Origin of the sequence: Schaalia odontolytica, from assembly GCF_005696695.1 — a bacterium.
Taxonomy (GTDB): Bacteria; Actinomycetota; Actinomycetes; order Actinomycetales; family Actinomycetaceae; genus Pauljensenia; species Pauljensenia odontolytica_C.
This window is the reverse complement of record NZ_CP040006.1, coordinates 700,633-723,417: the sequence shown is the minus strand read 5'-3', so window position 1 is coordinate 723,417 and position 22,785 is coordinate 700,633. Positions and strand designations below refer to the sequence as shown.

General features: G+C 67.1%; 19 protein-coding genes. 6 read left to right on the top strand and 13 right to left on the bottom strand.

Annotated features, from left to right (window positions below):
• Window positions 1–37: 37 nt before the first annotated feature.
• Window positions 38–1,030 carry a stage II sporulation protein M gene (locus tag FBF35_RS03115; protein ID WP_060566583.1) on the bottom strand — a complete coding sequence of 331 codons (993 nt, stop codon included), beginning with the start codon at window positions 1,028–1,030 and terminating at the stop codon, window positions 38–40.
• Between the two features lie 18 nt (window positions 1,031–1,048).
• On the opposite strand from FBF35_RS03115, the gene FBF35_RS03110 reads away from it, so the two are divergent.
• Entirely contained in the window at window positions 1,049–1,879 is an 831-nt protein-coding gene (locus tag FBF35_RS03110; RefSeq protein ID WP_060566581.1) for an RDD family protein, read from the top strand.
• Between the two features lie 6 nt (window positions 1,880–1,885).
• On the opposite strand, the gene FBF35_RS03105 is transcribed toward FBF35_RS03110, so the two are convergent.
• Complete coding sequence (locus tag FBF35_RS03105; RefSeq protein ID WP_060566579.1) at window positions 1,886–2,338, bottom strand: DUF3499 domain-containing protein; 453 nt, start codon at window positions 2,336–2,338, stop codon at window positions 1,886–1,888.
• A 186-nt stretch (window positions 2,339–2,524) separates the two neighbouring features.
• Between FBF35_RS03105 and FBF35_RS03100 the strand changes: the two genes are divergently transcribed.
• Complete coding sequence (locus FBF35_RS03100) at window positions 2,525–2,830, top strand: metallopeptidase family protein (RefSeq protein ID WP_003793306.1); 306 nt, start codon at window positions 2,525–2,527, stop codon at window positions 2,828–2,830.
• A gap of 8 nt (window positions 2,831–2,838) precedes the next feature.
• Here the strand turns inward: FBF35_RS03100 and FBF35_RS03095 are convergent, their stop codons facing one another.
• From FBF35_RS03095 to FBF35_RS03085, 3 genes are read right to left on the bottom strand one after another with little or no spacing between them, the layout of a single operon-like run.
• Complete coding sequence (locus tag FBF35_RS03095) at window positions 2,839–4,383, bottom strand: DUF5719 family protein (protein ID WP_060566578.1); 1,545 nt, start codon at window positions 4,381–4,383, stop codon at window positions 2,839–2,841.
• Window positions 4,380–7,544, bottom strand: a complete 3,165-nt coding sequence (locus tag FBF35_RS03090) for a glycosyltransferase family 2 protein (protein ID WP_060566575.1) — start codon at window positions 7,542–7,544, stop codon at window positions 4,380–4,382. The genes FBF35_RS03095 and FBF35_RS03090 overlap by 4 nt, the downstream gene beginning before the upstream one ends.
• Window positions 7,541–7,837 carry a WhiB family transcriptional regulator gene (locus FBF35_RS03085; RefSeq protein WP_034467616.1) on the bottom strand — a complete coding sequence of 99 codons (297 nt, stop codon included), beginning with the start codon at window positions 7,835–7,837 and terminating at the stop codon, window positions 7,541–7,543. The genes FBF35_RS03090 and FBF35_RS03085 overlap by 4 nt, the downstream gene beginning before the upstream one ends.
• A gap of 311 nt (window positions 7,838–8,148) precedes the next feature.
• Between FBF35_RS03085 and FBF35_RS03080 the strand changes: the two genes are divergently transcribed.
• A complete protein-coding gene (locus FBF35_RS03080; protein ID WP_060567166.1) occupies window positions 8,149–8,760 on the top strand; it encodes a hypothetical protein in 612 nt (203 codons plus the stop codon).
• 4 nt (window positions 8,761–8,764) lie between these two features.
• Here FBF35_RS03080 and FBF35_RS03075 read toward each other — a convergent pair whose 3' ends face one another.
• On the bottom strand, window positions 8,765–9,739 hold the full coding sequence (locus FBF35_RS03075) for a glycosyltransferase family 2 protein (protein ID WP_131726637.1): 975 nt from the start codon (window positions 9,737–9,739) through the stop codon (window positions 8,765–8,767).
• Window positions 9,740–9,743: 4 nt separating this feature from the next.
• Window positions 9,744–10,751, bottom strand: a complete 1,008-nt coding sequence (gene rfbB, locus FBF35_RS03070; RefSeq protein WP_060566573.1) for a dTDP-glucose 4,6-dehydratase — start codon at window positions 10,749–10,751, stop codon at window positions 9,744–9,746.
• Window positions 10,752–10,958: 207 nt separating this feature from the next.
• Between rfbB and FBF35_RS03065 the strand changes: the two genes are divergently transcribed.
• From FBF35_RS03065 to FBF35_RS03055, 3 genes are all read left to right on the top strand, one after another.
• Complete coding sequence (locus tag FBF35_RS03065; RefSeq protein ID WP_060566572.1) at window positions 10,959–11,552, top strand: hypothetical protein; 594 nt, start codon at window positions 10,959–10,961, stop codon at window positions 11,550–11,552.
• 84 nt (window positions 11,553–11,636) lie between these two features.
• Window positions 11,637–13,190 carry a DUF2142 domain-containing protein gene (locus tag FBF35_RS03060; protein ID WP_060566570.1) on the top strand — a complete coding sequence of 518 codons (1,554 nt, stop codon included), beginning with the start codon at window positions 11,637–11,639 and terminating at the stop codon, window positions 13,188–13,190.
• A complete protein-coding gene (locus FBF35_RS03055) occupies window positions 13,187–14,230 on the top strand; it encodes a glycosyltransferase family 2 protein (RefSeq protein WP_082632868.1) in 1,044 nt (347 codons plus the stop codon). The genes FBF35_RS03060 and FBF35_RS03055 overlap by 4 nt, the downstream gene beginning before the upstream one ends.
• 69 nt (window positions 14,231–14,299) lie before the next feature.
• Here the strand turns inward: FBF35_RS03055 and FBF35_RS03050 are convergent, their stop codons facing one another.
• The 6 genes from FBF35_RS03050 to FBF35_RS03025 form a co-directional block, all read right to left on the bottom strand.
• Window positions 14,300–16,024, bottom strand: coding sequence for an NlpC/P60 family protein (locus FBF35_RS03050; protein ID WP_060566568.1), 1,725 nt, complete (start codon window positions 16,022–16,024; stop codon window positions 14,300–14,302).
• A gap of 150 nt (window positions 16,025–16,174) precedes the next feature.
• Window positions 16,175–17,467 (bottom strand): ABC transporter ATP-binding protein, encoded by a 1,293-nt coding sequence (locus FBF35_RS03045; protein ID WP_060566566.1) that lies wholly within the window; start codon window positions 17,465–17,467, stop codon window positions 16,175–16,177.
• The gene (locus FBF35_RS03040; protein WP_082632867.1) at window positions 17,467–18,309 is read right to left on the bottom strand and encodes an ABC transporter permease; all 843 of its coding nucleotides are present in this window, start codon (window positions 18,307–18,309) and stop codon (window positions 17,467–17,469) included. Before FBF35_RS03040 ends, FBF35_RS03045 begins: the two co-directional genes overlap by 1 nt.
• A 40-nt stretch (window positions 18,310–18,349) precedes the next feature.
• The gene (locus FBF35_RS03035; protein WP_060566562.1) at window positions 18,350–19,654 is read right to left on the bottom strand and encodes an alginate O-acetyltransferase AlgX-related protein; all 1,305 of its coding nucleotides are present in this window, start codon (window positions 19,652–19,654) and stop codon (window positions 18,350–18,352) included.
• Window positions 19,651–20,922 (bottom strand): acyltransferase family protein, encoded by a 1,272-nt coding sequence (locus tag FBF35_RS03030; RefSeq protein WP_060566561.1) that lies wholly within the window; start codon window positions 20,920–20,922, stop codon window positions 19,651–19,653. The genes FBF35_RS03035 and FBF35_RS03030 overlap by 4 nt, the downstream gene beginning before the upstream one ends.
• A complete protein-coding gene (locus FBF35_RS03025; protein WP_060566560.1) occupies window positions 20,919–22,781 on the bottom strand; it encodes a rhamnan synthesis F family protein in 1,863 nt (620 codons plus the stop codon). Before FBF35_RS03025 ends, FBF35_RS03030 begins: the two co-directional genes overlap by 4 nt.
• Window positions 22,782–22,785: the final 4 nt, after the last annotated feature.

The following is a 22,785-nucleotide window of genomic DNA, read 5'->3' as shown; positions in this document are numbered from 1 at the left end:
GCGCCTGCTTCGCGCGCGTTGACGCCGTGTGAGCGCCTCACCCCGAGACGGGCTGGTAGTAGCCGGCGTCAATGCCGACGTCGGCGCTGGCGCCCGCCTGGTACGCGCGCCGCCCGAGGATGAGGATGTACGCCCACACGGCGGCCGTCATGAGGGCACCGAAGGTGATCTTGACGGCGTCAGGCAGGTCGGAGGGTGTCACGAAGCCCTCCAGGACGCCGGATCCGGCCAGGAGGATGGCGCAGCCCGCCGCGACCGTCATCGCGCTACGAGCCGCCTGTCCGACAGCCTGGAAGCGCGTCATCGGACCAGGCACGAGCAGCGACCAGAAGACGCGCAGGCCCGCCGCGATCGAGATGAAGACGGCAGTCAGCTCGGGAAGTCCGTGCGGCAGAATGAAACGGAAGAAGTGCCAGACTCCGCCGTAGCTGAAGACGATGGCCGTTGACGTGCCGATGCTCGTGGCATTCTCCCACAGGATCTTTAGCGGGTAGACGCCCGTGATCCCCGTGGCCACACCCACCAGAGCGATCCAGGCATTGTTGGCCCACACAGACAGGCCAAACTCTGCGTTCGTGTCCTGGTGGTAGTACTCGACGAACGCGCTCTGCGCATAGTACTTCAGCTCCTCAGGGGTACCCAGCTCGTTCATGACGTCCGGGTGACTCATCAGGTAGTGCGCTTGGACGCCGGCGATAGCGATGAACGCTGCCATCACGGCCACGATCACCCAACGGATCCGGTAGAGCGTGAGAGGTAGAGACACCGTGAAGAAACGTGCGATAACGGCTCCGGACAGCCCTCCGGTGCCCGCGAGACGCCCGCGCGCGGCGGAGAGGATGCGCGACAGCTCCGCGATCACGTCGGGATCGGGGTTGAGCGTGCGAACGCGCGCCAAATCCGTCGTGGTCGAACGGTAGAGACGGTCGAATTCGTCGATCTCGTCGCCCGACAGCGAGCGCTGGCGCGTCAGCTGTTCCAGCCGTTTCCATTCCGTTTCGCCACTTACCCGCAGCACATCAATGTCCATTGGACTAGCGTGTCATATATGAGCACGCAACGCAGTCAATCGAGCGCCATTCAAGACGACTTTGTGCGCACGGGCGAGGCAGTCACCCTGGACGTGACGCCGGCCTCGCCTCCGGAGCGATTCGCCGCCGCAGTTATGGATGCGACGACGTACTTGATGTGCACGGTCGTGCTGGTACTCATGGCCGTCAGGTTTACCTCGCCGTCCGCGTCGATCCAGCGCGTGATCATCGTCGGTTTCTTCTCGACGACAATGTTTTTCCTGCCGCTGGTGGTCGAGATCGCGACCCGTGGGCGTTCGTTTGGGAAGTGGGCATTTAACCTGCGGGTCGTGCGCGACGACGGCGGTGCGATCACTGCCCGCCATAGCGCGGTGCGCGTCTCGACGGGCATTCTGGAGAACTGGGCGACCTTTGGTGGCCTGGCTGCACTCGCGGAGATCATGAGTTCAAAAGGCAAGCGCCTGGGCGATCTGGCGGCCGGGACGATGGTGTGTTCACAGGGCGCATCCGTGTTCTACCCGCCGCTCGTGCTGCCGCCGGGCCTCGAAGACTGGGCGCGCACCGCGACAATCCTTCCCCTCGACGATGCCCTCGTCGCCGAGGCTCGTGCCTTCCTGCAGTCGAATCGTTCGTTGAAGACGGACGTGCGAGGACAGGTCGCCGTCTCGCTCGCACAGCGCCTGTCGCGTCGCGTGCAGACTCCCCTCCCCGATGGCCTCCACCCGGAGGTTGTGATTGCGGCCGTGCTGGTGGCCCGCAGGGATCGCGACTGGGGTCGGGAGGCTGAGCGCCGCTCGCGCGGCCAGGCTCGTTTCCACGAGGCGACGCAGGCTCGTTTCGGCCTGTAGTAACCCCTAGCCGTTATCCTCGTTGTCCGTGCCGTCGACGACGGTGAACTGGGCGCGGCGTCGCGCGTAGGGGCTCGACGGATCGAGCGGGCTCGAGGTGTCGGGGGTCCCCACGGAACGCGCGGGCCCGAACGGTCCGGTGGTCGGCTTGCGGGGCTCCTGAGGCGGCGCCGGGGCTGCCTGCGCCTCCTGGGCGACCCTGCGCACAGCATCGACGAGCGCCGCGAGGTCATCCCCCGAGGGCGGAGCGGGTTCGAAGGTGGTTGCCAAACGCACGACCTGCCAGCCGAGCGGCGCGGTGAGGTTGTGCGCGTGTTCCTCGCACAGGTCGTAAGAGTTAGGGTCGGCGACAGTCGCGAGGGGGCCGACAACGACCGTCGAGTCACGGTAGTCGTAGGTCAGGGTGGCGACGGCGACCGTGGAGCAGCCGGGCTTGGAGCAGTGGCGTTGGGCAATCACGCCCCTAAGAGTACGACACTCTGTACCGGTATCGCCCGCTTCGGCGCGCCATACGCCTACCCTGAGGGGGTGTTTCCTACGCGCCGCCATGTTTCGAGTCGTGACCGCCACGGTCGCGGTCCGCGCGGTCCCCTGTTTTTCCCGGGGACTCCGGCGTGGAGGACGCGGCGTGAGGATTTCGATCTGATGGTCGGCGAACTCGTCACCGAGCTCATTCGTCGATGGCCGCAGGTGGCCACGATTGAGTTTGCGGTCGAGGATGTTCCCCCGTCGAATCCTGCTCCCTGGGAGTCTCACAACGTCGTCGTCGCGCGTATTTTCCCGGCGGATCGGCGTCGCGGTCTGCATGATCGTATCGTCGTCTATCGCTTGCCGATCACGCTGCGGTGCGCCCCGGAGGAGGTCGCGGTTATGACGCGCAGGGTATTGATCGAGCGCATCAGCCACATCCTGGCGTTGCCGCCGGACGAGATCGACGACGCGATGCGCTGATCGGCGCTTCAGTTGGTGGTGCGGATGGCGCCGCTGACGGCGCTGATGCCTTCCGTGCCCACGTTCCACGTCGTGGTCATGCGACCCACAGCCGTGTCCGCGGAGACGACGATAGCCGCCTGGATCGGAGAGTCCGCGCTGAGGGTTCCGCCGTTGTCGGGCAGATCCACGAGGGTGGGGATCCCGGGTGCAACGTAGATGGTGCGCCCGCCCACGCGCACGGCGACCGCTCCGGGTGTGGAAGCAGACGTACCGCTCGACTGTGGGTCCTGATCGGCGCCGGACTGGCTCGTCCCGGACTGCCCGCCGCTCGGCGAGGGCGACGCCCAGATGTCGGGGGTTGCGCTCGGGCTGGGGGCATCCGATGAGGCGACGCCTTGATCGTTCGACGAGGCCTGGGCCTCCGCGGGTGCGTAGAGCAGGAGGCTCGCGCGCACGTTGGTGACGCCCGAATTGGTGGCCAGGGAGGTGGCACGGATCGGCGTCGTGGAGAGGACCTGGCGTCCCATGCCCTCAATCTGAGTGGCGCCGGGAATAGTCGCCTCAGTCAGAGCTGTGGCGGGAGTCGCGTTGGACCGCATGATCCAGGCACTCGCTCGCTGCGCCCACGGCGCACCGAGGGTGATTGTCGTCGTCTGAGCCACAACCTCGCGATCGGAGGTCACAATGAGCGTGATCGGACTGGAGTCACTGGACGCGCCGTCGAGGGGCATGTCGAGGGTGGTGCCTTCGGCGACCGTCGCCTCGCCTCCAGCCAGGGGGTGCACGCCGGTCGAATCGGCGACGGAGACGCTCACGTGGGCCTCTCCCGACGGCGAGGCAAGGCGCAGCAGGGAGGTTCCCTTCGGGTCCACGCCGAGGATGGTCTGCGTGGTTGCGGGCACGACCGCGGAAGCCAGGGTGGTGCCCTGCGGGATTTCACCGTTCATGAGGGAGGCCTGCGCCCAGGCAGCAACCCCTCCCCCGTCGGCGGTCACATGCACGGCCAGTGCGCTCTCGTCGGGGAACCATCCGGCGAGCAGCACCGAGGCCGAGGATCGTGCGGGGACTGTCACCTGACGCGGCGCTGCGTTGAGCGGCCCCGACGCACCGTACCCATCGATGCTGACGACCGAGGCTGTGGGTCCGGGGTTGGACAGGATCAGGACCATGTCGGCACCCGCGGTGGTCGCACCGGTCGCGATCCACTGAGATGTGCGAGCGGCCGCGCAGCCGACGGCGCTCAGGCCGGCGAGTTCACCGCCGCCCTGACCGGCGAGGGTGAGGGCCGTCGGGATGACACCGCCCTGCCCTGTGACAGAAGCGGGTGCGGGAGACACGGGAGCCGTCGCCAGCGAGGACCAGGTAGTGCCCGCCGCGATGTTCGTGGTCTCAAAGGGGTCAACAATGCCGGAAGGGCAAGCGAGCTGGACCTGCGAGGGGTGCGCGCTCTGCGCAGTACCTTCCACCGCGGCAGGAGCAGACGACACCCACATGGACGCCGAGGCCACAACCGCCGCGGCGATCCCCGCTCCCACCAGGGTCGTCAGGGAGTTGGCTGGGCGCTTCGTCATCTCTTCCTCCACGCAGATAGGGCGCTTGCTGCGGCGACGACCAGGCACACGCCGGAGGCGATCTGCCAGGGGATGATCCACCACGCGCTGTAAGTGAGCGTCAGGTGCCCTGCGGTAGGCATCTCGAAGGCTTGTGACCATCCGTCGGCTGCTTCAGTGGCGGCCAGCGCGGTGCCGTCGACGGATGCGCGCCATCCGGAGTCGGCGCGCTCGGCGAGGATCAGGGTGCCGCTCGCATCAACGTCTCCGCTGACGCTGAGCTGGCTGCCGCCGACCGGGGTAGTCACGCCGGACGCCGATTCAACGCGGACGCGCGACGGGGTCACGCCGCCGGGGCGCACACGCCAGACGGTGCCCGAGTTCGTGTCGCCAACCTTTTCGAGGCCGGAGGCTCGGTCGAGTCCGGAGGTCAGGGCCTGGGATCCGCTGGCGCCCAGGGGCACCAGGATCGTGTCGATATCGTGGGCGGCCAGGGTCGCCACGGTCGCGTCATCGGGGTAGACGACGAGGGTGTAGGCCGCCTGGGCAAGTGACGCCGTAGCAGGGTCGCGCAGGACTCCTTCCGCAGCACCTGAGCGAGCACGAGCGAGGGCGACGGCGCGCGTTGCCGGCGAGCCATCGGTCAGGGAGGGGCCCGAGCCGCGCCACAGGAACGCGTTGACCGTGCCGTTCGTGGGGTCACCGTCGAGGACAAGGATGCGTCCCGCGCGCGTCGAGCGCTGAGCCTGCGAGGCGACAGCGGAGACGATCGGCGAGGACATCGGGGAAACGGTCGAGCGCTGCGCGAGCGTGAAGGTCGGGGTGTCCGCTGCGTCGCCACGTGCGGCGAAGGCGGAGGCTGCCACGACTCCTCCTGCACCTAGCAGAACGAGCGCGCTCAGGGCGCCGAGCGCGCGCACGGTGAAGGGACGAGAGCCGTCCCATGCGGGGCGAGGGCCATCGGCCTCGTCTTCGCTGCCCGAACCAGATCGGGCGGCGAGCACGAGCAGGGCTCCGAAAGACAGCGACAGCGCGGGAGCGGTCCATGCGTGAGCGACGAACGCACCGGAGATGCCCACGCCGATCTGTGCGGCTACCCAGCCGGCCGCGGCGGCCACGAGGGCTCCGCAGAAGGCGAGTGCAGCGAAGCGAGTACGCAGGCGCAGGAGAGCAATGCCCGCGGCGGCGATCACGCCGGCACCGATAGTACCCAGGGCAACAGCCTCGAGGGGCGTTGACGGCGCGGCGGGCATGCCAAGCATCGCCATCCACGAGTCGGCGCGCGTGTAGGCGTGCACTCCCCCGCTCGTCGAGGCGAGCGCCGGCCACGCCGAGGGTCGCGCCGCGATCGAGACGTAGGTGGGCACGAGGAGGACGAGGGCGGGCAGTGCCACGAGGAGAGAACGACGCGAGCGCCACGCCAGCACACCCGCACCCAGCGGGAGTGTCCAGGGAGCGCAGCAGGCCAGAATGACGAGGGCAAGAGCGGCGCATCCGCCGTTGACTCCACGCGGACGCAGCGGGGCCTCGTCGACGCCGCCGGCACCGGCTACCAGCAGAGGCTTCGGCTGACCCACACAGTAGGCAACAAAGACAGGCAGGGCCGCGTGCGCGAGGGTCGCTGCGAGAACGCCGTGCGTGGCGCTCATGAGCAGGGACGGGGCGAGCGACCAGGCAAGGGACACGAGGAAGCGAACGCGCAGCGACGAGGCGAGCACGCGCGAGGGATTCCATGCCACCATCGCGGCGATCGGCGTTGATGCGACAAGCAGGAAGGTGGCGAGAGCTCCCGGGGTGATGCCCATGGGTGCAAACGGAGCGCTGAGAATCGCCATGAGGATCGTCAGCGGATCAGCCCCGCCGGCGTACCCGTCACCACCCGGAATCCACGCGGACCACGCGGCGGCCCACAGCTCGGACCACGAGGAGGGCAGGGACACCCACGCGCCACCCACGAGGCCCCCCGCTGTCCCCCACCACTGCATGAGTGCCAGGGCGGCAGTCAGGATGAGGAGCCCCAGGGCAGTTGATGCCGAGCGGAAGCGGTAGCGCCGCATCGAGGCAACAACCAGCGGATCGATCCGCTCTCCATGTTCATCTTCGTCCACGCCTGCGGGTTCCTTGCGCAGCAGGGCGGGAGCCGTCTCAAGCGCGCGCAGGGCCGAGCGGGGAACGCGGCGCGACTGAGCTGCGCGTGCACGCCCCGCCAGCAGGCGCGGGGTCGCGCCAATCAGGGAGACGAGGGCGCCGATTTCGGGCAGAGCCAGTGAGGCCCGGCCCGTCAGAATGCGTCCGAGGGCGCGGGCGGGACTCCACACGAGGAGCCACAGCGCCAAGAACGGCAGGATGAGGGCGGGCACCGCCTTGCACCAGTTGTACATCTGGGCGTAGCGGCGCTTGCGGAACGATCCATCGGTCGCGTCGTTGCCATCGACGACGGCGTCGGAGACATCCCCCGTCGGTTCGCTGTGGTCCGTGTCCGAAGCGCCGTCGAGGCCGGAGTAGAGAGAGACGCGGGCGTGACGTACGCGCGCCTTGGGGGCCACAATGACGCGATATCCGGCCAGGTGCAGGCGGCGCCCCAGGTCGAGGCCGTCACCGAAGGGGCCGAGTGCGGGATCGAAGCCGCCGACGGCCTCGTAGGCCTCGGCACTGATGAACAGACCGGCGGTGCCGACGCCGAGGACGTCGCTCGTGCCATCGTGCTGGCCCTGGTCGATGTCGTCATCGCCGATACGCTCGAGTCGGCGGGCACTGGCCGTGGCAAAGATTCCGAGTTCGAGGAGCCGACTGCCGTCCCAGCTCATCTGCTTGACGCCGACAGCTCCGACGGTCCTACCGACGGCGGCGGCCTGGATGAGCTCGTCAAGACACTCGGGTTCGGGGGCGCTGTCCTCATGCAGGATCCACCACCACTGCTCCGACGCAAAGCGGGCACCCTGCGCGTGGGCTCGACGAATCGCGTCGCCGAGGTTGCGGGCGCGGCCGACGCGCACGAGCTCGGCACCGTCGGGAACTCGATCAGCAGGGAAAGGGGTGACGTGGCGCCCTGCGACGTCAATGATGGTCAACGAATGCGGGGCCACCGATTGATTCTCGATGGCCCGCAAAACGGACTGGGTCAGCGGCGCCTCTCCCCTTGTGACAAGGATCGCACCGACGGAGCGCTGCGTCGGACTCAACCGGCCATACGGCGCAGGCGCCGCCTCTCGCGCTCGGACATGCCACCCCAAATACCAAAGCGCTCGTCGTTAGCCAGCGCGTATTCCAGGCATTCTTCGCGCACCTGGCAGGCCTGACAAACGGCCTTAGCCTCGCGAGTGGAGCCGCCCTTTTCAGGGAAAAACGCCTCAGGATCCGTCTGCGCGCACAGGGCGTGCTGCTGCCACGCAAGGGGGCCGTCAATGCGGGCGTACTGCGCCGCGTCGGCGTCCTCGGACCACTCGATGGGCCCGTCACCGAAGATGTTCCACATTGCGGGAGCTCCTTATAACGAATCGATCAATACGAGAATTACACGCGTGTCATTGCAGGAAGTCAAGCCGTTTCGCGATATTGAGACCTTTTCCGTAGCACTTGACCCACCGGTAAAACAATGCCCTATTTCAAGGACTTCACAGTTACTAAGTACTTGGTATGCCTGGGACCTTCGATATACTTGAAACCATGAACAATAAGTCCTTAGAAACTATGAGCAGGCTCACCTACTGTATCACAGCGATTAACGGATGGTCAGGCCCAGCACTCACCCAATACGGCCAGGAGCGGGTTGAACTGGGAGGACCCGTGGTCAGCCGGTGGTTAGCGAAGATCGCGAACTACCTGACAAACGAACTCGCGGCCGACCTGTTCGGCACGGGCGAAGCGACACCAACTCGCATCTACACGACTCTTCAGCCCTGGCAGGACTCCCTCTGGCAGATCGCAGCGCGGGCGATGGGATGGGAGGTTCTCGATACACGACGTCCGCTCCCCGGAGACCTTTTCGTCACGAATATTCTCGGTTCCGAAGCATCCGACGCGCTGGACGCCGGGGCGCACGTGCTGGCGCAACCCGCGCAGTACCTGTCGTTCGCATGGGATGGTCCCCTGGATGGAGCGCTCGACGGCCTCGCGGAAATCGCCACGCAGCCGGATGCCCTCGTCGTCGATACTCCCCCGCTGCTTCTCCAGGCTCGCGACGAGGCACTGGCTGGGACCCGCCCGTCGGCGCCGGTTCAGGGAAGCCGCGTCGCGCTGCTGTGGGATGCGCGTACGGGTGCGGGCCAGGTCTTGGATCAGTGGATGCAGGGACGCTCCGTCGTCGTCATAGATCCGCACGCCGTCTCGCCAGACAGGCTGACGCAGATCCTGACGACGGAGGACGTGGACGGCGGGCTCGTCACCTATCAGAGGTAGAGGGTCACCACACGCCCAGGACTCGCGCAGCAGCGAGTTTGAGGCCCTCCATGCGGTCACGGCGGATCTGACGCCAGCGCAGGGCGAAGCGCAGCCTCGAGGCGGCACCCTGCCCCTCGAGCTCACGCAGGATGGCGCGCAGCTGGCGCGCGCGGCGCTCGTCGAACGTGCCGACCTTCTGCGCGGTGCGGGCAGTCAGAATGAACTGGTTGCGGTAGAAGCCGTTGCGCAGCTTGGCCATGCGGGCGTCACGCGCCCCGGAGCCGGAGTTCGCGCCCTGCACATTGCCGCCATGCTGACGGTATTCAAGCGTCGGTTCCTCACCAATCACCCAGGTCAGGCCAATTGAGCGGGCCAGCGCGTAGACATACCAGTCGTGCACGCCGATCTCGCTGTAGTCGAGGCCTTCCAACACCTGCACGAGAGCCTCGTGGGCCTTCGGACTGAAGACGTAGGTGGAGCCGGGCCCCGCGGCCTCGAAGAGAAAGTCCCAGGCCCGCTGGGGCTGCGACTTGCGAATGAGGCGACGCTCCCCCACTGCCCCGTCGGGCAGCCACTGGAAGGACGTCACGTTCGAAGACACGACGTCAGCCCCACGATCGGCCATGAGGGCCAGCTGAGAACTCAACTTGTCCTCGTGCCACACGTCATCCTGGTCGGTGAAGGCGACGTAGGAGCCGTCGGGGGCGTGCGTCGTAAAAAGGTGCAGGAAGTTGCCCGTCACGCCCGGCGTACCGTCGCGCTGGGGCAGCACCGTGATCCGAGGGTCGGCAGCGGCGCGCGCCTCGAGGTGTGCGCGCGTCCCGTCGCTCGACGCGTCGTCGGACACGACGAGACGGACGTCCACGCCCACCTGGGCGAGCACGGAGTCCACCTGTTCGTCGAGCCACGCCCCGCCCTCGGCCATCCCGTTGTAGGTGGCCATGAGGACGGTGACTCGGGGGCGAGGCACGGCCTCGTCTCGGGTCACGCGATCCAAGGAATCAGTGTCCTTCGGCGGCGTACTTCGCCTCGACGGCTTCCTTGAGGGGAGCCCACCACGCCTCGTTCTCGGTGTACCAGGCGATCGTGTCGGCGAGGCCGTCGCGGAAGTTCGTGAACTGGGGCTCCCAGCCGAGCTCGTTGACCAGCTTGGAGTTGTCGATCGCGTAGCGCAGGTCGTGGCCCGGGCGGTCGGTCACGTGATCGAAGTCGTCGGGGGCGTAGCCCATGAGCTCGTTGAGGATGGCGACGACGTCGCGGTTGTTCGTCTCGCCGTCCGCGCCGATCAGGTAGGTCTCGCCGATGCGGCCCTTCATGAGGATGTCCCACACGGCCGTGTTGTGGTCGCGCACGTGGATCCAGTCGCGCACGTTCAGGCCGTCGCCGTACAGGCGGGGGCGCACGCCGCGCAGGCGGTTCGTGATCATGCGGGGGATGAACTTCTCGATGTGCTGGTAGGGGCCGTAGTTGTTCGAGCAGTTCGAGATCGTGGCCTCAACACCGAAGGAACGCACCCACGCGCGCACCAGCAGGTCCGAGCCCGCCTTGGACGAGGAGTAGGGCGAGGAGGGGTTGTAGGGCGTGGTGGGCGTGAACTTCGCGGGATCATCCAGCTCGAGGTCACCGTAGACCTCGTCCGTGGAGATGTGGTGGAAGCGGACCTTGTGGCGGCGCACCGCCTCCAGCAGGGTGAAGGTGCCCACCAGGTTGGTCTGAATGAAGGGCGAGGGGTCGAGGAGGGAGTTGTCGTTGTGCGACTCGGCGGCAAAGTGCACGACCGCGTCGGCGCCGGCGACGACACCATCCACGAGGTCGGCGTCGGCAATGTCGCCCTCGACAACGGTCAGGCGAGCGGCGAGCTCGGCGGGCACGTCAGTCAGGGACGCACGGTTACCCGCGTAGGTGAACTTATCCAGGACGACAACGTCGACGTCCGGATGGTCCTCCAGCAGCGTGTGAACGAAATTCGCTCCAATGAAGCCGGCACCGCCGGTCACAACGATCTTCATGAGGTCTTCTCCTTTGCGCGCCCGCAGGCGTCCGAGGGTGCTACTCACCCGATTCCTGACCCTATTATGCCGTAGTTCTCACGCATTCCCCGCCACTGACCTCCACTTACCCGTCGGATACGTCACTATTCGCCACGCTGGAGGTCCCGTGAGGGGCCACAGTGCGCTGATAAATTGGACGTATTCCCCAACAGAAACGGACCTCTCGTGACTCGTCTCGTCCCCTCGCTCGCGCTGCTCGCCCTCTGCGCCCTTTCCACGGCCTCGTGCTCCATGCTCGAGGACACCCAGAGCGCTCAGTCGACGCCCGCAGCCTCCGTTTCCGCGGGAGACCCCGGCCAGCCGTCGAGCTCGGCGATGCCGACCCTGCACGCGGCCTCCCCCGGATGCGCCGCCATGGATGAGATTTTCACCGAGGCGCTCAACGGCTCCGAGACCGGCCAGGCCTACAGGTCTCTGGCGGCCAAGCGATCGGGGGAAACCAGCGCGGACGAACGCCACCGCGCGTGGGAGGCCTTCGCGGCCGCCTTCAAGACTGACTACTCCGACCGCCTCACCCAGGCGGCCACGGACGAGACCTCCAAGCAGGCCCTGGCGGCCCTCGCGGTCTACGTCGAGCGCAACGCGTCCCTCGACTCCGGCGCAATCCCCGAGTTCGCCGATCCCGACGCGGCGGAGGCGGCACTCAAGCGCGGCGAACAACCCGAGGTCAATCCCGCCTACACACAGGCCCTCGCCGAGGCCACGACCGCTCACGCCACGCTGACGACCTGCATGCCTCACTGGCCCGTCGTTTTCTAGCCTCTGGGCGGACTCGCACCCGCCGGGCCACGCCCGGACTCGTGTACATTAGACGTACCTATCCCGGACAGATTGGCTCATTTCATGGCACGTGCGCTCGTCGACCACCTCGCTCCCGCGCGGGATCGTTTCGTCTCTACCGCAGCGCGACCTCTGGCCTTCGTCATCTTGGCCCTGGGTATCCTCTCCGTGGCCACGGGCTGGATCTTCGCCTCTCCTCCGGGCGCCTCTCCGGACGACGACTACCACCTCGTCTCCACGTGGTGTCCGCGCCCCATCGAATCCACGGGCTGCGACACGACCACGATCGACGGCGATCTATACGTCATGGCCCCCGTGACCACGTCCCACGCACAGTGCGAGGCCTTCAGCCCCGACAAATCCCACGCGTGCATCCATGACTACTCGGACGACACGATGTACCCGTCGTACCGATACAACGACGGCCAGTACCCCTACGGCTTCTACCAATTCCACCACCTGTTCGCGGGCCACAACGTGGAGCACTCCGTGTGGATCATGCGCTCGATCAACGTCGGCATCGCGATCGTGCTGATCGGCGCTGTCTGCGCGCTGTCGACCCGCGAGGTCCGCCGCGCGACCGCGCTGGCCGCGCTCGTCGCGTGGACGCCGATGGGACTGTACTTCATTGCCTCCAACAACCCCTCCTCGTGGGCGATCACGGGCGTCTTCACCTACGGCGCGGCTCTCTACGGCGCGCTGAACGCACAGGGGTGGCGCCGCTGGACGCTCCTCGGCGTGGGCGCCCTAGCCTCCCTGCTGTGCTACGGCTCGCGAGGCGACGCCGCCTTCTACGTCTTCGTGGCCTCCCTCGGCGTCCTCATCCTGGCAGCCCGCCGCCGCCACCTACCCGAGATCGGCATCGCGTCCGTCCTGAGCGTCATCGGCATCTGGTGCATGCTCGGCTCCGGCCAGTCCGGCCACATCGCCCAGTCCGAGGCCTCGGTGACCCTGCGTGAGCGCATCGAGGTCGCGATCATGAACATCCGCTACCTGCCCGAGTACTTCGCGGGCTTCACCGGTTTGTACTCCGGCCCCGGCTGGCGCGACACTCCTCTGCCGGGCTACACGACGATCCTTGGCCTCCTCGTCCTGGGCGCGGTCGTCTTCTACGGGGCACGCACGATGAGCCTGCGCAAGATCCTGGCTGCCTTCGTCGTCTTCGGCGCGATGGCGGGCATCCCGCTGCTGATCGCAACCCCTCCGACCTTCCCCAACCTCGGCGGCTACCACTCGCGCTACGCCCTGCCGCTGCTGGGCACGTGGCTACTCATCTGGCTCTCCTGCGCCATCAAGAAGTCCTCGCTGACCCGCGGCCAGATCGTCATGTTCGTGTTCTTCCTGAGCGTCGTCGACGCGGTTGCGATGCACACGACGATCGCCCGCTACGTCCGAGGCCTGCTGTCGATCCGCCACATGGGGTGGATCGCACCGGGTAACCTGAATGGTGACATCCAGTGGTGGTGGGCCGACATGCCGCTGAGCCCGATGGCCCTGTGGGGCCTGGCCTCCCTGGGATACGCACTTGCCCTGGCGAGCGCCATCTACCTGCTGCGTAACCGCCAGGCGGAGGTGCCCGCCTCGACCACTCCGACCGAAGAGGAAGAAACCGCATGAGCGCAACAGTCACCGTCGTCGTGCGCACGCGTAATCGCCCGGCGATGCTCACCCGTGCCCTCGCATCGATCGCTTCTCAGACCTTCGACGACTACGAGGTCGTCATCGTCAACGACGCCGGCGACGAGGCCGAGGTCCGCGAGATCGTCAAGAAGCAGAAGAGCGCCGTACGTTCGAAGATTACGATCGTCACGAACGAGGTCTCGAACGGCCGCGAGGCCGCGCTCGAGTCGGGCCTGGCAGCGTCGCACAACCGCTACTACGCGGTCCACGACGATGACGACTCCTGGCACCCGCACTTCCTGAAGAAGACGGTCGCCTACCTGGACGAGCACCCCGAGGCGGGCGGCGTCGCCACCCGCTGTGAGATCATCCGCGAGCGCGTGCGCGCCGACGGCACCTGCATCGAGATCGAGCGCGAGGTCCTGTCGACGGATAACTACGGCCTGTCCCTCGTGGACATGATGGTGGAGAACTACACGCCGCCGATCTCTCAGCTGATCCGCCGCGAGGTTGCGGACCGCGTGGGTCACTGGGACGGGTCCCTGCAGACGCAGGCGGACTGGGATTTCAACCTGCGCCTCCTGGCGGACTCGCCGGTCGGCTTCATCGATGGCGAGCCGCTGGCCTACTGGCACCACCGCGACACGATGGACGCGGCCCTGGGCAATTCCGTCGTCACGGACGCGTACCTGCACAAGTGGGACAACCTGCATATCCGCGACCGCTACCTGCGCGCGATGCTGGCGACGGAGGATCCTTCGTCCCCGCATCTGGGCCAGGCTCTGCTGTCGGCGGAGTACTACCGCCGGATGCGCGAGGAGCTGGCGCGCGTGGATTCGGGCTTCCACTCCTCGCTCAACCTCGTGCACGTGAACATGCTGAACACGATGACGGCCTTGCACGAGCAGGTGCACGAGCTGCGCGGAGAGGTGAGCGCCCTGCGCGAGCAGCTTGATGCTGGCTCGTCCCTGCAGCAGTCGCTGCGTCGTACGGCGTCCCTGCCCAAGCGCATCCTGCGTCGCCTTCTGGGGCGCTGAGGACCCCCTATCTCAGACAGACGGGCCGGCCGTGGAACACTCCACGGCCGGCCCGCTTCCGTTTCTGCCCTAGGGCAGCGGGCGCACGACGTCTGGCGTCATGCGGTCCCACCCGTATCCGGCGGTGATGTGCTGCATGCGGGCGGGGCGCCCCATCCAGTCCGTGTGGACGACCATGTCGTCCCCCAGGTAGATCGCGACGTGCGTGACGGTGCCGCTCGTCGTGTAGAAGATGAGGTCGCCACGCTGGCGCTGAGAGAGGGGCACGTGCTGGAAGCGCGGGTATGCGTAGAGCTCCTGCGACGTGCGGTAGGAGGGCCACGCGTGCTTGATGACGTCGATGGGCTGGGGATCCAAGCCCGCGGAGTAAAGGGATTGAAGGACCAGGCCCGAGCAGTCAAATCCCTGGTCGTAGGGGCCTGCCCCTCCCCACGTGTAGGACGAGCCAGTCTGGTTCCACGCGTACCCGATCATGGCCTCGACCCGCTCGGAGCGCGTGGCCGTCAGGGGCAGCGGCGTGGCCTGGTACTGGTCGACGGTCCACGGGTAGCCGGTGTCCATCGCATCCCAGGTGGCCTTGTCAACGACGCCGGTGACGGGCAGGCCTGCGCGCTGCTGGAAGTTTTTGACGGCGGCCACGAAGGGCGCGTCGACGGAGGCAAGTTTGTTTGCATGCCACAGCCCGAGGCGTACCTGGACGATACGTACCTTGGTGCCGTTCATCCCCCAGGTGAGCGTGTTAGTCGCGTCCCCGAGGCCCGTGATGTGGTCGGTGGGCTGCAGGTAGCCGGCCGGCGCCTCGTACCCGCGCCATGCGCCCGAGGAGTCGAACTCGTAGCGGCGGCCGTTCAGCTCCAGAGGCGCGGTGCGCATGATGCCGGTGTCGGGGTCGAGGTAATACCACTCTCCCCCGTCGCGCAGCCAGCCTCCCATCTGGGCGCCGCTGGATGCGAAGAAGTGCCAGCCGTCAGCGAGGCGGACCCAGCCGGTGCGCATCACACCCGAGGAGTCCAGGTAGTACCACGTGCCATCTACGCCGGTCATACCCGTACGCATGACGCCAGTGTCGGGATCCAGGTAGTACCACTGGCCCCCGTCGCGCAGCCAGCCGCCGATCTGCGCACCGTTGGAGGCGAAGTAGTGCCACCCGTCGAAGAGGTGCTCCCAGCCGGTACGCATCGCACCCGAGGAACCCAGGTAGTACCACGTGCCATCCACGGGCGTGAGCCCCGTACGCATGACGCCACTGGCGGGATCCAGGTAGTACCAGGAGCCGCCGTCGTAGAGCCAGCCTCCGACGAGCGCCCCGGAGGGAGCCAGGAAGAACCAGTCGGCACGGTCACGAAACCAGCCGGTGGCCATGTAGCCACTGTCGTAGAAGAAGTAGCGCGCGTCCCCAATCCGCACCCACTGGGAGGCGGGGTAGGTGCCGTCGGCGCGCCGCCACCACCAGCCGATCGAGTCGCGCACCCACGCGCCCCTCCCGGTCTCGTTTGGCGCGTCCATCGTCGGGGGTTCGTCACTCTCCGACGAGGCCGGGGCCGCCCGATCCTCGTCGCTCGCGCTGGGGGTGGCGGGCTCGGGCGCGTCCGTGGCCTCGGGGCTGGGCGAAGCCGACGGCGCGGCAAGCGAGGCGGACTGGGCCGCGGTGGAAGTGTCGGCTGCGGACTGCGGTGTGGCCTCGTCCCCGGCGTCGGCGCGGGCCTGCGCGGGCAGGGCGATGAGCGCGAGGGTCAGGGCTGCGGTGAGGGCGCGCGCGAGTGCGCGGCGGGCGAGTGTGGGCGTCGATGCCATGACAGTGCCTTGTCGCTGGAAAACAGTTCTCCTATAAGTGTAGGACGCTCCTCACATAACGCGGGCGCATTTGAGCCACCAACTCGACAAAAAGCCGGGGCCCGGCGGCATCACACCGCTGGGCCCCGGCCTCGAACGCTGACGCGTCCGTCAGTCCTCGTTTTCGAGCGCGTCGGCCTGCTGGGCCTGCATGCGCGCGAGGTGCTCGTAGTCGGCGGCGCCGCGCTTGGGCACGTCACGCATGGGGCGTGCGGGCGTCAGGTCCGTGAACGACGCTCCCAGGTTCACCAGGCCGCCGGACTCCATGCCTGGGCCTGGCAGGACGTCGAAGCGGCGCGCCTTCTGCAGGGCGTCGATGACGCTGGTCATGTCGTGGTTCTGGATGGCCGCGGAGATCGTGTAGGCACCCGGGTTGAAGGTCAGACGCGGGATCTCGATGTCGAGGTGACCGGTGCCCGGCTCGATCGACGTCGGCACGTAGCAGGCGTCCATGCCGTGCAGGCCCCACACGAAGACGCCCTCACGAGTGTCGATGGAGGCGCCGAAGACCGGGGATTCGATGCGCTCGTTCGCACGGTAGTGCAGGCGCAGGCGCACGGGATCGCCCGGGTACACGAGCGACGTGGGCTCGCCGGAGGCGTTCAGCAGTTCGATGCGCTCGATCATGGCCTCGCCGCTACCGAAGCGCGTACCGCCACCCTCGACCTCGACGGCGTGGTGAGCCACGTCGGAGTAGGTATCGATGACCTCGGCGGCCGCGCCCACGTCGACGAGCGTGCCGTGATCCAGCCACGCGGCCTGGTCACAGAAGGTGCGCATCTGCTCGAGGCCGTGGGACACGACGACGACCGTGCGCCCCTGGTCCTTGAGCTGGGCGAACTTGTCCATGCACTTGTTCTGGAATTCCATGTCGCCCACGGCCAGGACCTCGTCGACGAGGAGGATGTCCGGCTCGACGTGGATCGACACGGAGAAGCCCAGGCGCACGTACATGCCCGAGGAGTAGTTCTTGACCGGCTGATCGATGAAGCGCTCGACGCCGGAGAAGTCGATGATCGCATCCAGCTTGGAGTCGATCTCCTTCTTGCTCATGCCCAGGATCGCGCCGTTGAGGTAGATGTTCTCGCGGCCCGACAGCTCGGGGTGGAAGCCGGAGCCGACCTCGAGCATGGCGGCCATGCGTCCCGTCGAGGAGATCGTTCCTCTGTCCGGGGTGAGGATCTTCGCGATGCACTTGAGCAGCGTCGACTTGCCCGAACCGTTGTGTCCGAGCAGGCCAAAGGTCTTGCCCTGCGGGATCTCAAAGGAGACGTCGTCGAGAGCCCAGAACTCCTCGAACTGCGCGCGCGACCGCTGCAGGAACGCGCCCTTAAGGGACTGGTTGCGGTTCTTGTAGATGCGGAAGCGCTTGGAGACGCCCTCCACCGAAATCGCGTTCGTCATCAGAGTTCCTCCACGATTCGTGCCGAGAAGCGGCGGAAGATCAGCGAGCCGAGGCCGAAGATGCCGAATGCCCAGGCGGCGCAGCCGAGCCACACCTGCCAGGACGGCATCGCGAAGCCGTACAGCGTCGAGCGGTAGGCCTCAAGGAAGAGCTCGGCGGGGTTGAGACGGAAGATCGTGACGATTGGAAGCGGCTCGCCTCCCCAGGTCCAGCCCTTGGCCGCCAGGTCGGTCTGGACCTTGTTGAGCATCGACAGGGAGAAGACGACGCCGGAGGCGTACATCCAGATCTGGTTGAAGATCTGCCACAGGTGCGAGATGTCGCGGAAGTAGACCGAGGCAACCGACAAGATGAGGCCCATGCCGATCACGAAGAGCATCGCGAGCAGCGTGATCACGATGACCGCGGGGATCATGAGCAGCACGCCGGGGCCGCCGGCGATGCACATGATGAGGATGATGACGCCCAGCTCGAAGGCGAAGTCGTAGGCCAGGGCCAGCACCGAGGAGTAGATGAGGACCTGACGCGGGAAGTAGACCTTGGTGAGCAGGCCGGAGTTACCCACGAGGGAGTCCATGCCGCGCTGGATACCGCTCGACATGAAGTTCCAGGCGATGACGCCTACGCCGATCCACAGCGCGAAGGAGGACAGACCCGAGTTCACGCCCTTGTCGGCCTCGCCTCGGAAGACGACGCCGAAGATCAGCGCGTACACGGCGATCGTGGCGATCGGGTTGATGAAGGACCACAGGCGGCCGAGCGCGGTGCCCTTGAACTCCGAGGAGATCGAGCGCTGCGCCATGCGCATCGTCAGGTCAATGACCCGTTTCGTCTCAGACACGGCTACTCCCATCGCTTCTGTCGTGGTCAGGAAATCTATTCTACTTGCCTGCGGCCGGCGTGAGCGCGAGGTAGCGCTGCGTGAACTCCACGATCACGACGCTGGGCTTGTAGGCCTCGATGAGGGCGGCGACGTCCGTCGGCTGCTCGGAGTCGAGGGCGTGGCCGACCTGGATCGTGTACTCGAAGGTCGCGGCCACGTCGGGTCCCAGGTTGTTGCCCTGGGAGTCACGCACGATGAGCGCGGTGCCGCGTCCGTTCGGGTTGTAGGTGAGCGCCGGCTTGTTCTGGAAGTCGACGGGGCTGGCCAGGGACACCTCGGGGGCGCCCGTCACCTCGGCCAGGCGCGCGGCGGTGTCGGCCAGATCGTCGCGGCTCTCCAGCTGCAGGAGGTGAACGCTGCCCGGGTCCTGCTCGTATGTGGGGACCGCCCACGGCCCCGCCTGGGCGGGGGCTCCCAGGGCCTCGTACTCGTTGGGGGCGTCCACGCCGCTCACGCCGGACGGCGTCAGGGAGGGCAGGCCCTCAAGCTGCGGGTTGACCGCGGCCAGGCAGGACAGCGTCTGGTTCCACGCGACGTGCGCGGCGTAGGGCGACCAGTGGGGGTTGACCGCCGAGTACAGCGGTGCCTCGCTCCCCTCGCGGGCCTCGCGCAGGCCCTCGCGCACGTCCACCCACGCGTGGGCGGGCAGCGCCGAGCGCATGAGATCCAGGGAGGTCGTGCCCATCAGCGGGTCGGCCCACTGGGGCAGCTTGTCGGAGTAGACGTCCCACGTGGCCGGGGCGGGCACAAACAGCGCGGTCGCGCCCTGCTCGCTCGCGGCGGTCTCGATGCCGCTCATGTAGCGGTCCCACGCGCTCACCTGCTCGGGGGTGGGGCGCACGCGGCCCAGCGCCTGGGAGAAGTTCGCGTTGAAGACGTCGGAGAGGAACAGGTAGCCGTCGCGGCCCTGAACATACGTGGTCACGCCGGTCATGGACTGCTCGAACGAGGCCTGGGCGGCGTCCGTGGGCAGGTAGCCCGCGGTGCCGGCCACGCCGGGCGTCCACGGGCCCACGTCGGCGCGCGGGGTGGGGGCGCAGACCTCGGGCAGGGACTGGGGCGTGGTGCGCGCGAAGGACGAGGCCTGGGCAGCGGGTGCCGCAGCTGGCTGAGGAGCGGGGTGGGTGACCTTGTACCAGGTGCCCACGCCGGTGGCCGCACACGCGCCCGCAAGGAGAACGGCGAGGGGCACGTAGTGGAGGCGGCGCTTCCATGAGCCGGCGGGAACCCCCTCGTCAAAGGAGACGTCGCGCAGACCGGACTCGGATTCCTTGAACTGGCCGGCGGCCTTCTTCTCGCTCACTTGGTCTCCTCCTCGCTGCGTGCGGCCGCCTCTTCGGCCTCCATGACCGTCGCAATCCTGGTCGAGGACAGGGCCGGCGTGACGATGCGGCGGGCCACGGCCTCGTACGTGGGACGGAAGTGCTCAATGAGCTTATCCATCCAGCGCGGCAGATAGTTCTTCAGGCTCATCGCAGGCTTCTCGATGAGGTGCCACGACAGGTAGGCCAGGATGTGCACGGTCACGACAACCGTCAGGTGGTAGGCGATCCAGCCACGATCCTGCAGGTGGAAGTAGGCGGCGAACGCCATGATCGGCCATGCGTAGATGTAGATGCCGTAGGACAGGTCGCCGTGCTTCTCCCAGTTCTGCAGGGGCAGGCGAATCGCCAGGTACATGAGGAAGTACAGGAAACCGTACTGGCCGACGATGTTCCAGCCGCCCGACGCGTAGGAGAGCACTCCGAAGATGAGGCCGCCCCACGCCAGGCGCGAGTCCATGGGGATCTTGTCGCCGTAGAGCGTGAACAGCATGCCGAAGGCGAAGGGGCCCATGAACATCAGCATGTAGGGGTCGCGCAGCAGGTAGTTGACGTTGGAGACCTGACCCGCGCCCATCCACTGCAGAGCGTTGAGGGCGATCAGCACGAGGGCGAAGGCGCCGCCGACCTTGCGGTTCGCGAGCGCTCCGAACAGGCCGAGGATCGCCACCAGGATGTAGGCCTTGAACTCGTAGATGAGTGTCCAGGCCGAGCCGTTCCAGTCACGGGCGCCGTGCAAGATGTAGTACGGCAGGTTCTCGCCCATGCCGGCGATATTGCGCTGGCCCAGGTTCAGCCACATGTTGTTCACAAAGTACGTGAGTGGGGACTCGGTGGCCGGGTGCAGGTATCCGGAGATGTTGTGGAACGTGTGCCAGTACGCGATCGGCGCGAGGATGCCGACCGTGAAGAGCAGGGCCGCCCAGAAGGCCGGGAAAATTCGCAGGACGCGGCGCCACATGTAGCGCCAGATCGTCGCGCGTCCCATGCGCGAGCGCGTGATCAGGAAGCCCGAGAAAAAGAAGAATCCTGCGACGGCGACGCCACCGATGGACTGCTCCTTGGAGATCTGCACGCCCAGGTCCTCGCCGCCGTAGAATCCGGCGATCGGTCCGGCATGCGAGAAGATGACCATGAAGGCCATCAGCCAGCGCAAAAACCCGATCGAGTTGGACCTGGAGTTGAATGCCTGCGCGACGGACTGGGGCGTGTGAGGGGCCGCAGCCCGGATCGTGGAGGCCAGGCTCATCGCTCACCCTTCATGGATCGGATCTTGTGGGCGACTCCGCGGGCCGCGCGGTACGCCGGCTTGAGCGCGTTCCCCAGTCCGGGCGTGCGCACCATGATGTTGGTCTTGACGGCGCCCAGCAGGTTCGGGACCGCGCCCATGCGCGCCTTCAGGAAGGGCACCTGGTCGATCGCGAAGGCGGGCATCATCGACGAGGTCGCCGCCAGCTTGTACTCGAGGTAGCCGTAGTACACGCCCGCCCACTTCGGGGTCATGACGGGGCGCACGTAGTAGCCGCGCGACAGGACCGCGTAGGACAGGAGGCGCTCGATGACGTGCGCCAGGGAGCCGTCCTTGTAGCCGCCTTCTTCCGGGAAGTCCTCGGGGACGAGGCCCGCGCCGGTCAGCAGGGACAGGGCCTCCGGGCGCGCGATGAACATGGAGCCGTAGGGGGCCAGCGGCTGGTGGTCGTCGAAGGGGACGGTGATGCCGACCTTCTTGGCGAACTCGCGGGCGGGGGCGCGGTTCGCGAACCACGCGTGGCCCATCGTCGGGTAGCCCATGTGCGGCATGGGTGCGATCGCCATGCCCAGGCCCGGGTGGGCGGCGAACTCGGCGAGGATGCCGGCCACGTGATCGGAGGAAGCCAGCAGGTTGTCGTAGAGGTGCTCCTTGAAAAGCTGGGCGGCGTTGTAGTCGTCCTGGACGGACTTCTTGGAGTGGATCTTCACGACGATGTCGTACTCGCCGGAGGTGAGCACGTCGCCACAATCCACCAGGAACGCGCCGATGTCGCGGCCGCGGTTGGAGGACACGACGCGCACGTCGGCGTCCACGCCCCGTTCCTGGGCGCGTGCCTCGATAAGGGCCTTGTTCTCCTCGTTCGAGGTCGTGGCCACCAGGTGGTAGCCGTCGGGCAGGACGCTCAGGCGGTCGAGGATCTCGTCGGCCATGTCGGCGTAGAAGATGTGTGCGACCGCGAGGACCTTCAGGGAGGCGGCGGCGTCCAGGGTGGCCTGGTCGGCGCGCGGGGAGATGACCGTCGTCAGGCCCGCGTTGGTCACGAGGTCACGCGGACGCGAGGTGCGCGCGAGGTTCGTGAGGATCAGGTCGGTGTCGTAGCCGGCCTTTTCCGCCAGCTCCAGCATGTCCGCGCCGATGATCGCGTGGCGGTCCAGGTAGAGCGGGTCGTGGAAGAGGTTGCGGCGCTTGAGGATCGGGCAGCCGTCCGCGAGCAGCATCGAGGCGTTGTCGAAGACGGGGTTGCGCGACGGGTAGTCCTCGCGCGGGTAGGCCACGACGTGCGTGTAGCCGAGGTTGCCGAAGTACTCCGTGAAGCGCGACTCGTGCCACTGGATCGAGTCGTTGTAGGAGCGGATCGGGGGCATCTCGTCCCAGTACTTGCGGAAGTCCGGGGAGCTGAGCAGCGGGTTGCGCACGGCGATCCAGTGGGACTGGATGTGGCGCGGCATGCGGGTGGCTGCCAGGAAGGGGTGGGGGCGCACCTCGTCGTGTTCGGTGATGCCCCAGAAGTCCACAGCTCCGGCGGCGTCCACGCGGTCGAAGAGGTTCTTCCACGGGTTGACGGGTGCGAAGAAGGTGTAGTTGAAGAGGATCAGCTCGTCGATCTGGCCGAGGCGGTCCCAGCCGAAGCGGGCGATGCCGTCGCGGTAGCCGCCCACGTCGAAGCCGGTGTTTTCGCGCTCGAAGACCTCGGTGGCGCCCTTGAGGAGGCGCTCACGAGCAGTGTCGTCCAGAGGAGAGTTGGAAACGACGAGGATCTCATCAAGGTACTCGCGCAGCGAGGTCAGGCACTCCACGATGTAGTCATCGACGAGGCCCTGGGGATCAAAGAACAGGAAAATACCGGCGCGCTTCACGGCC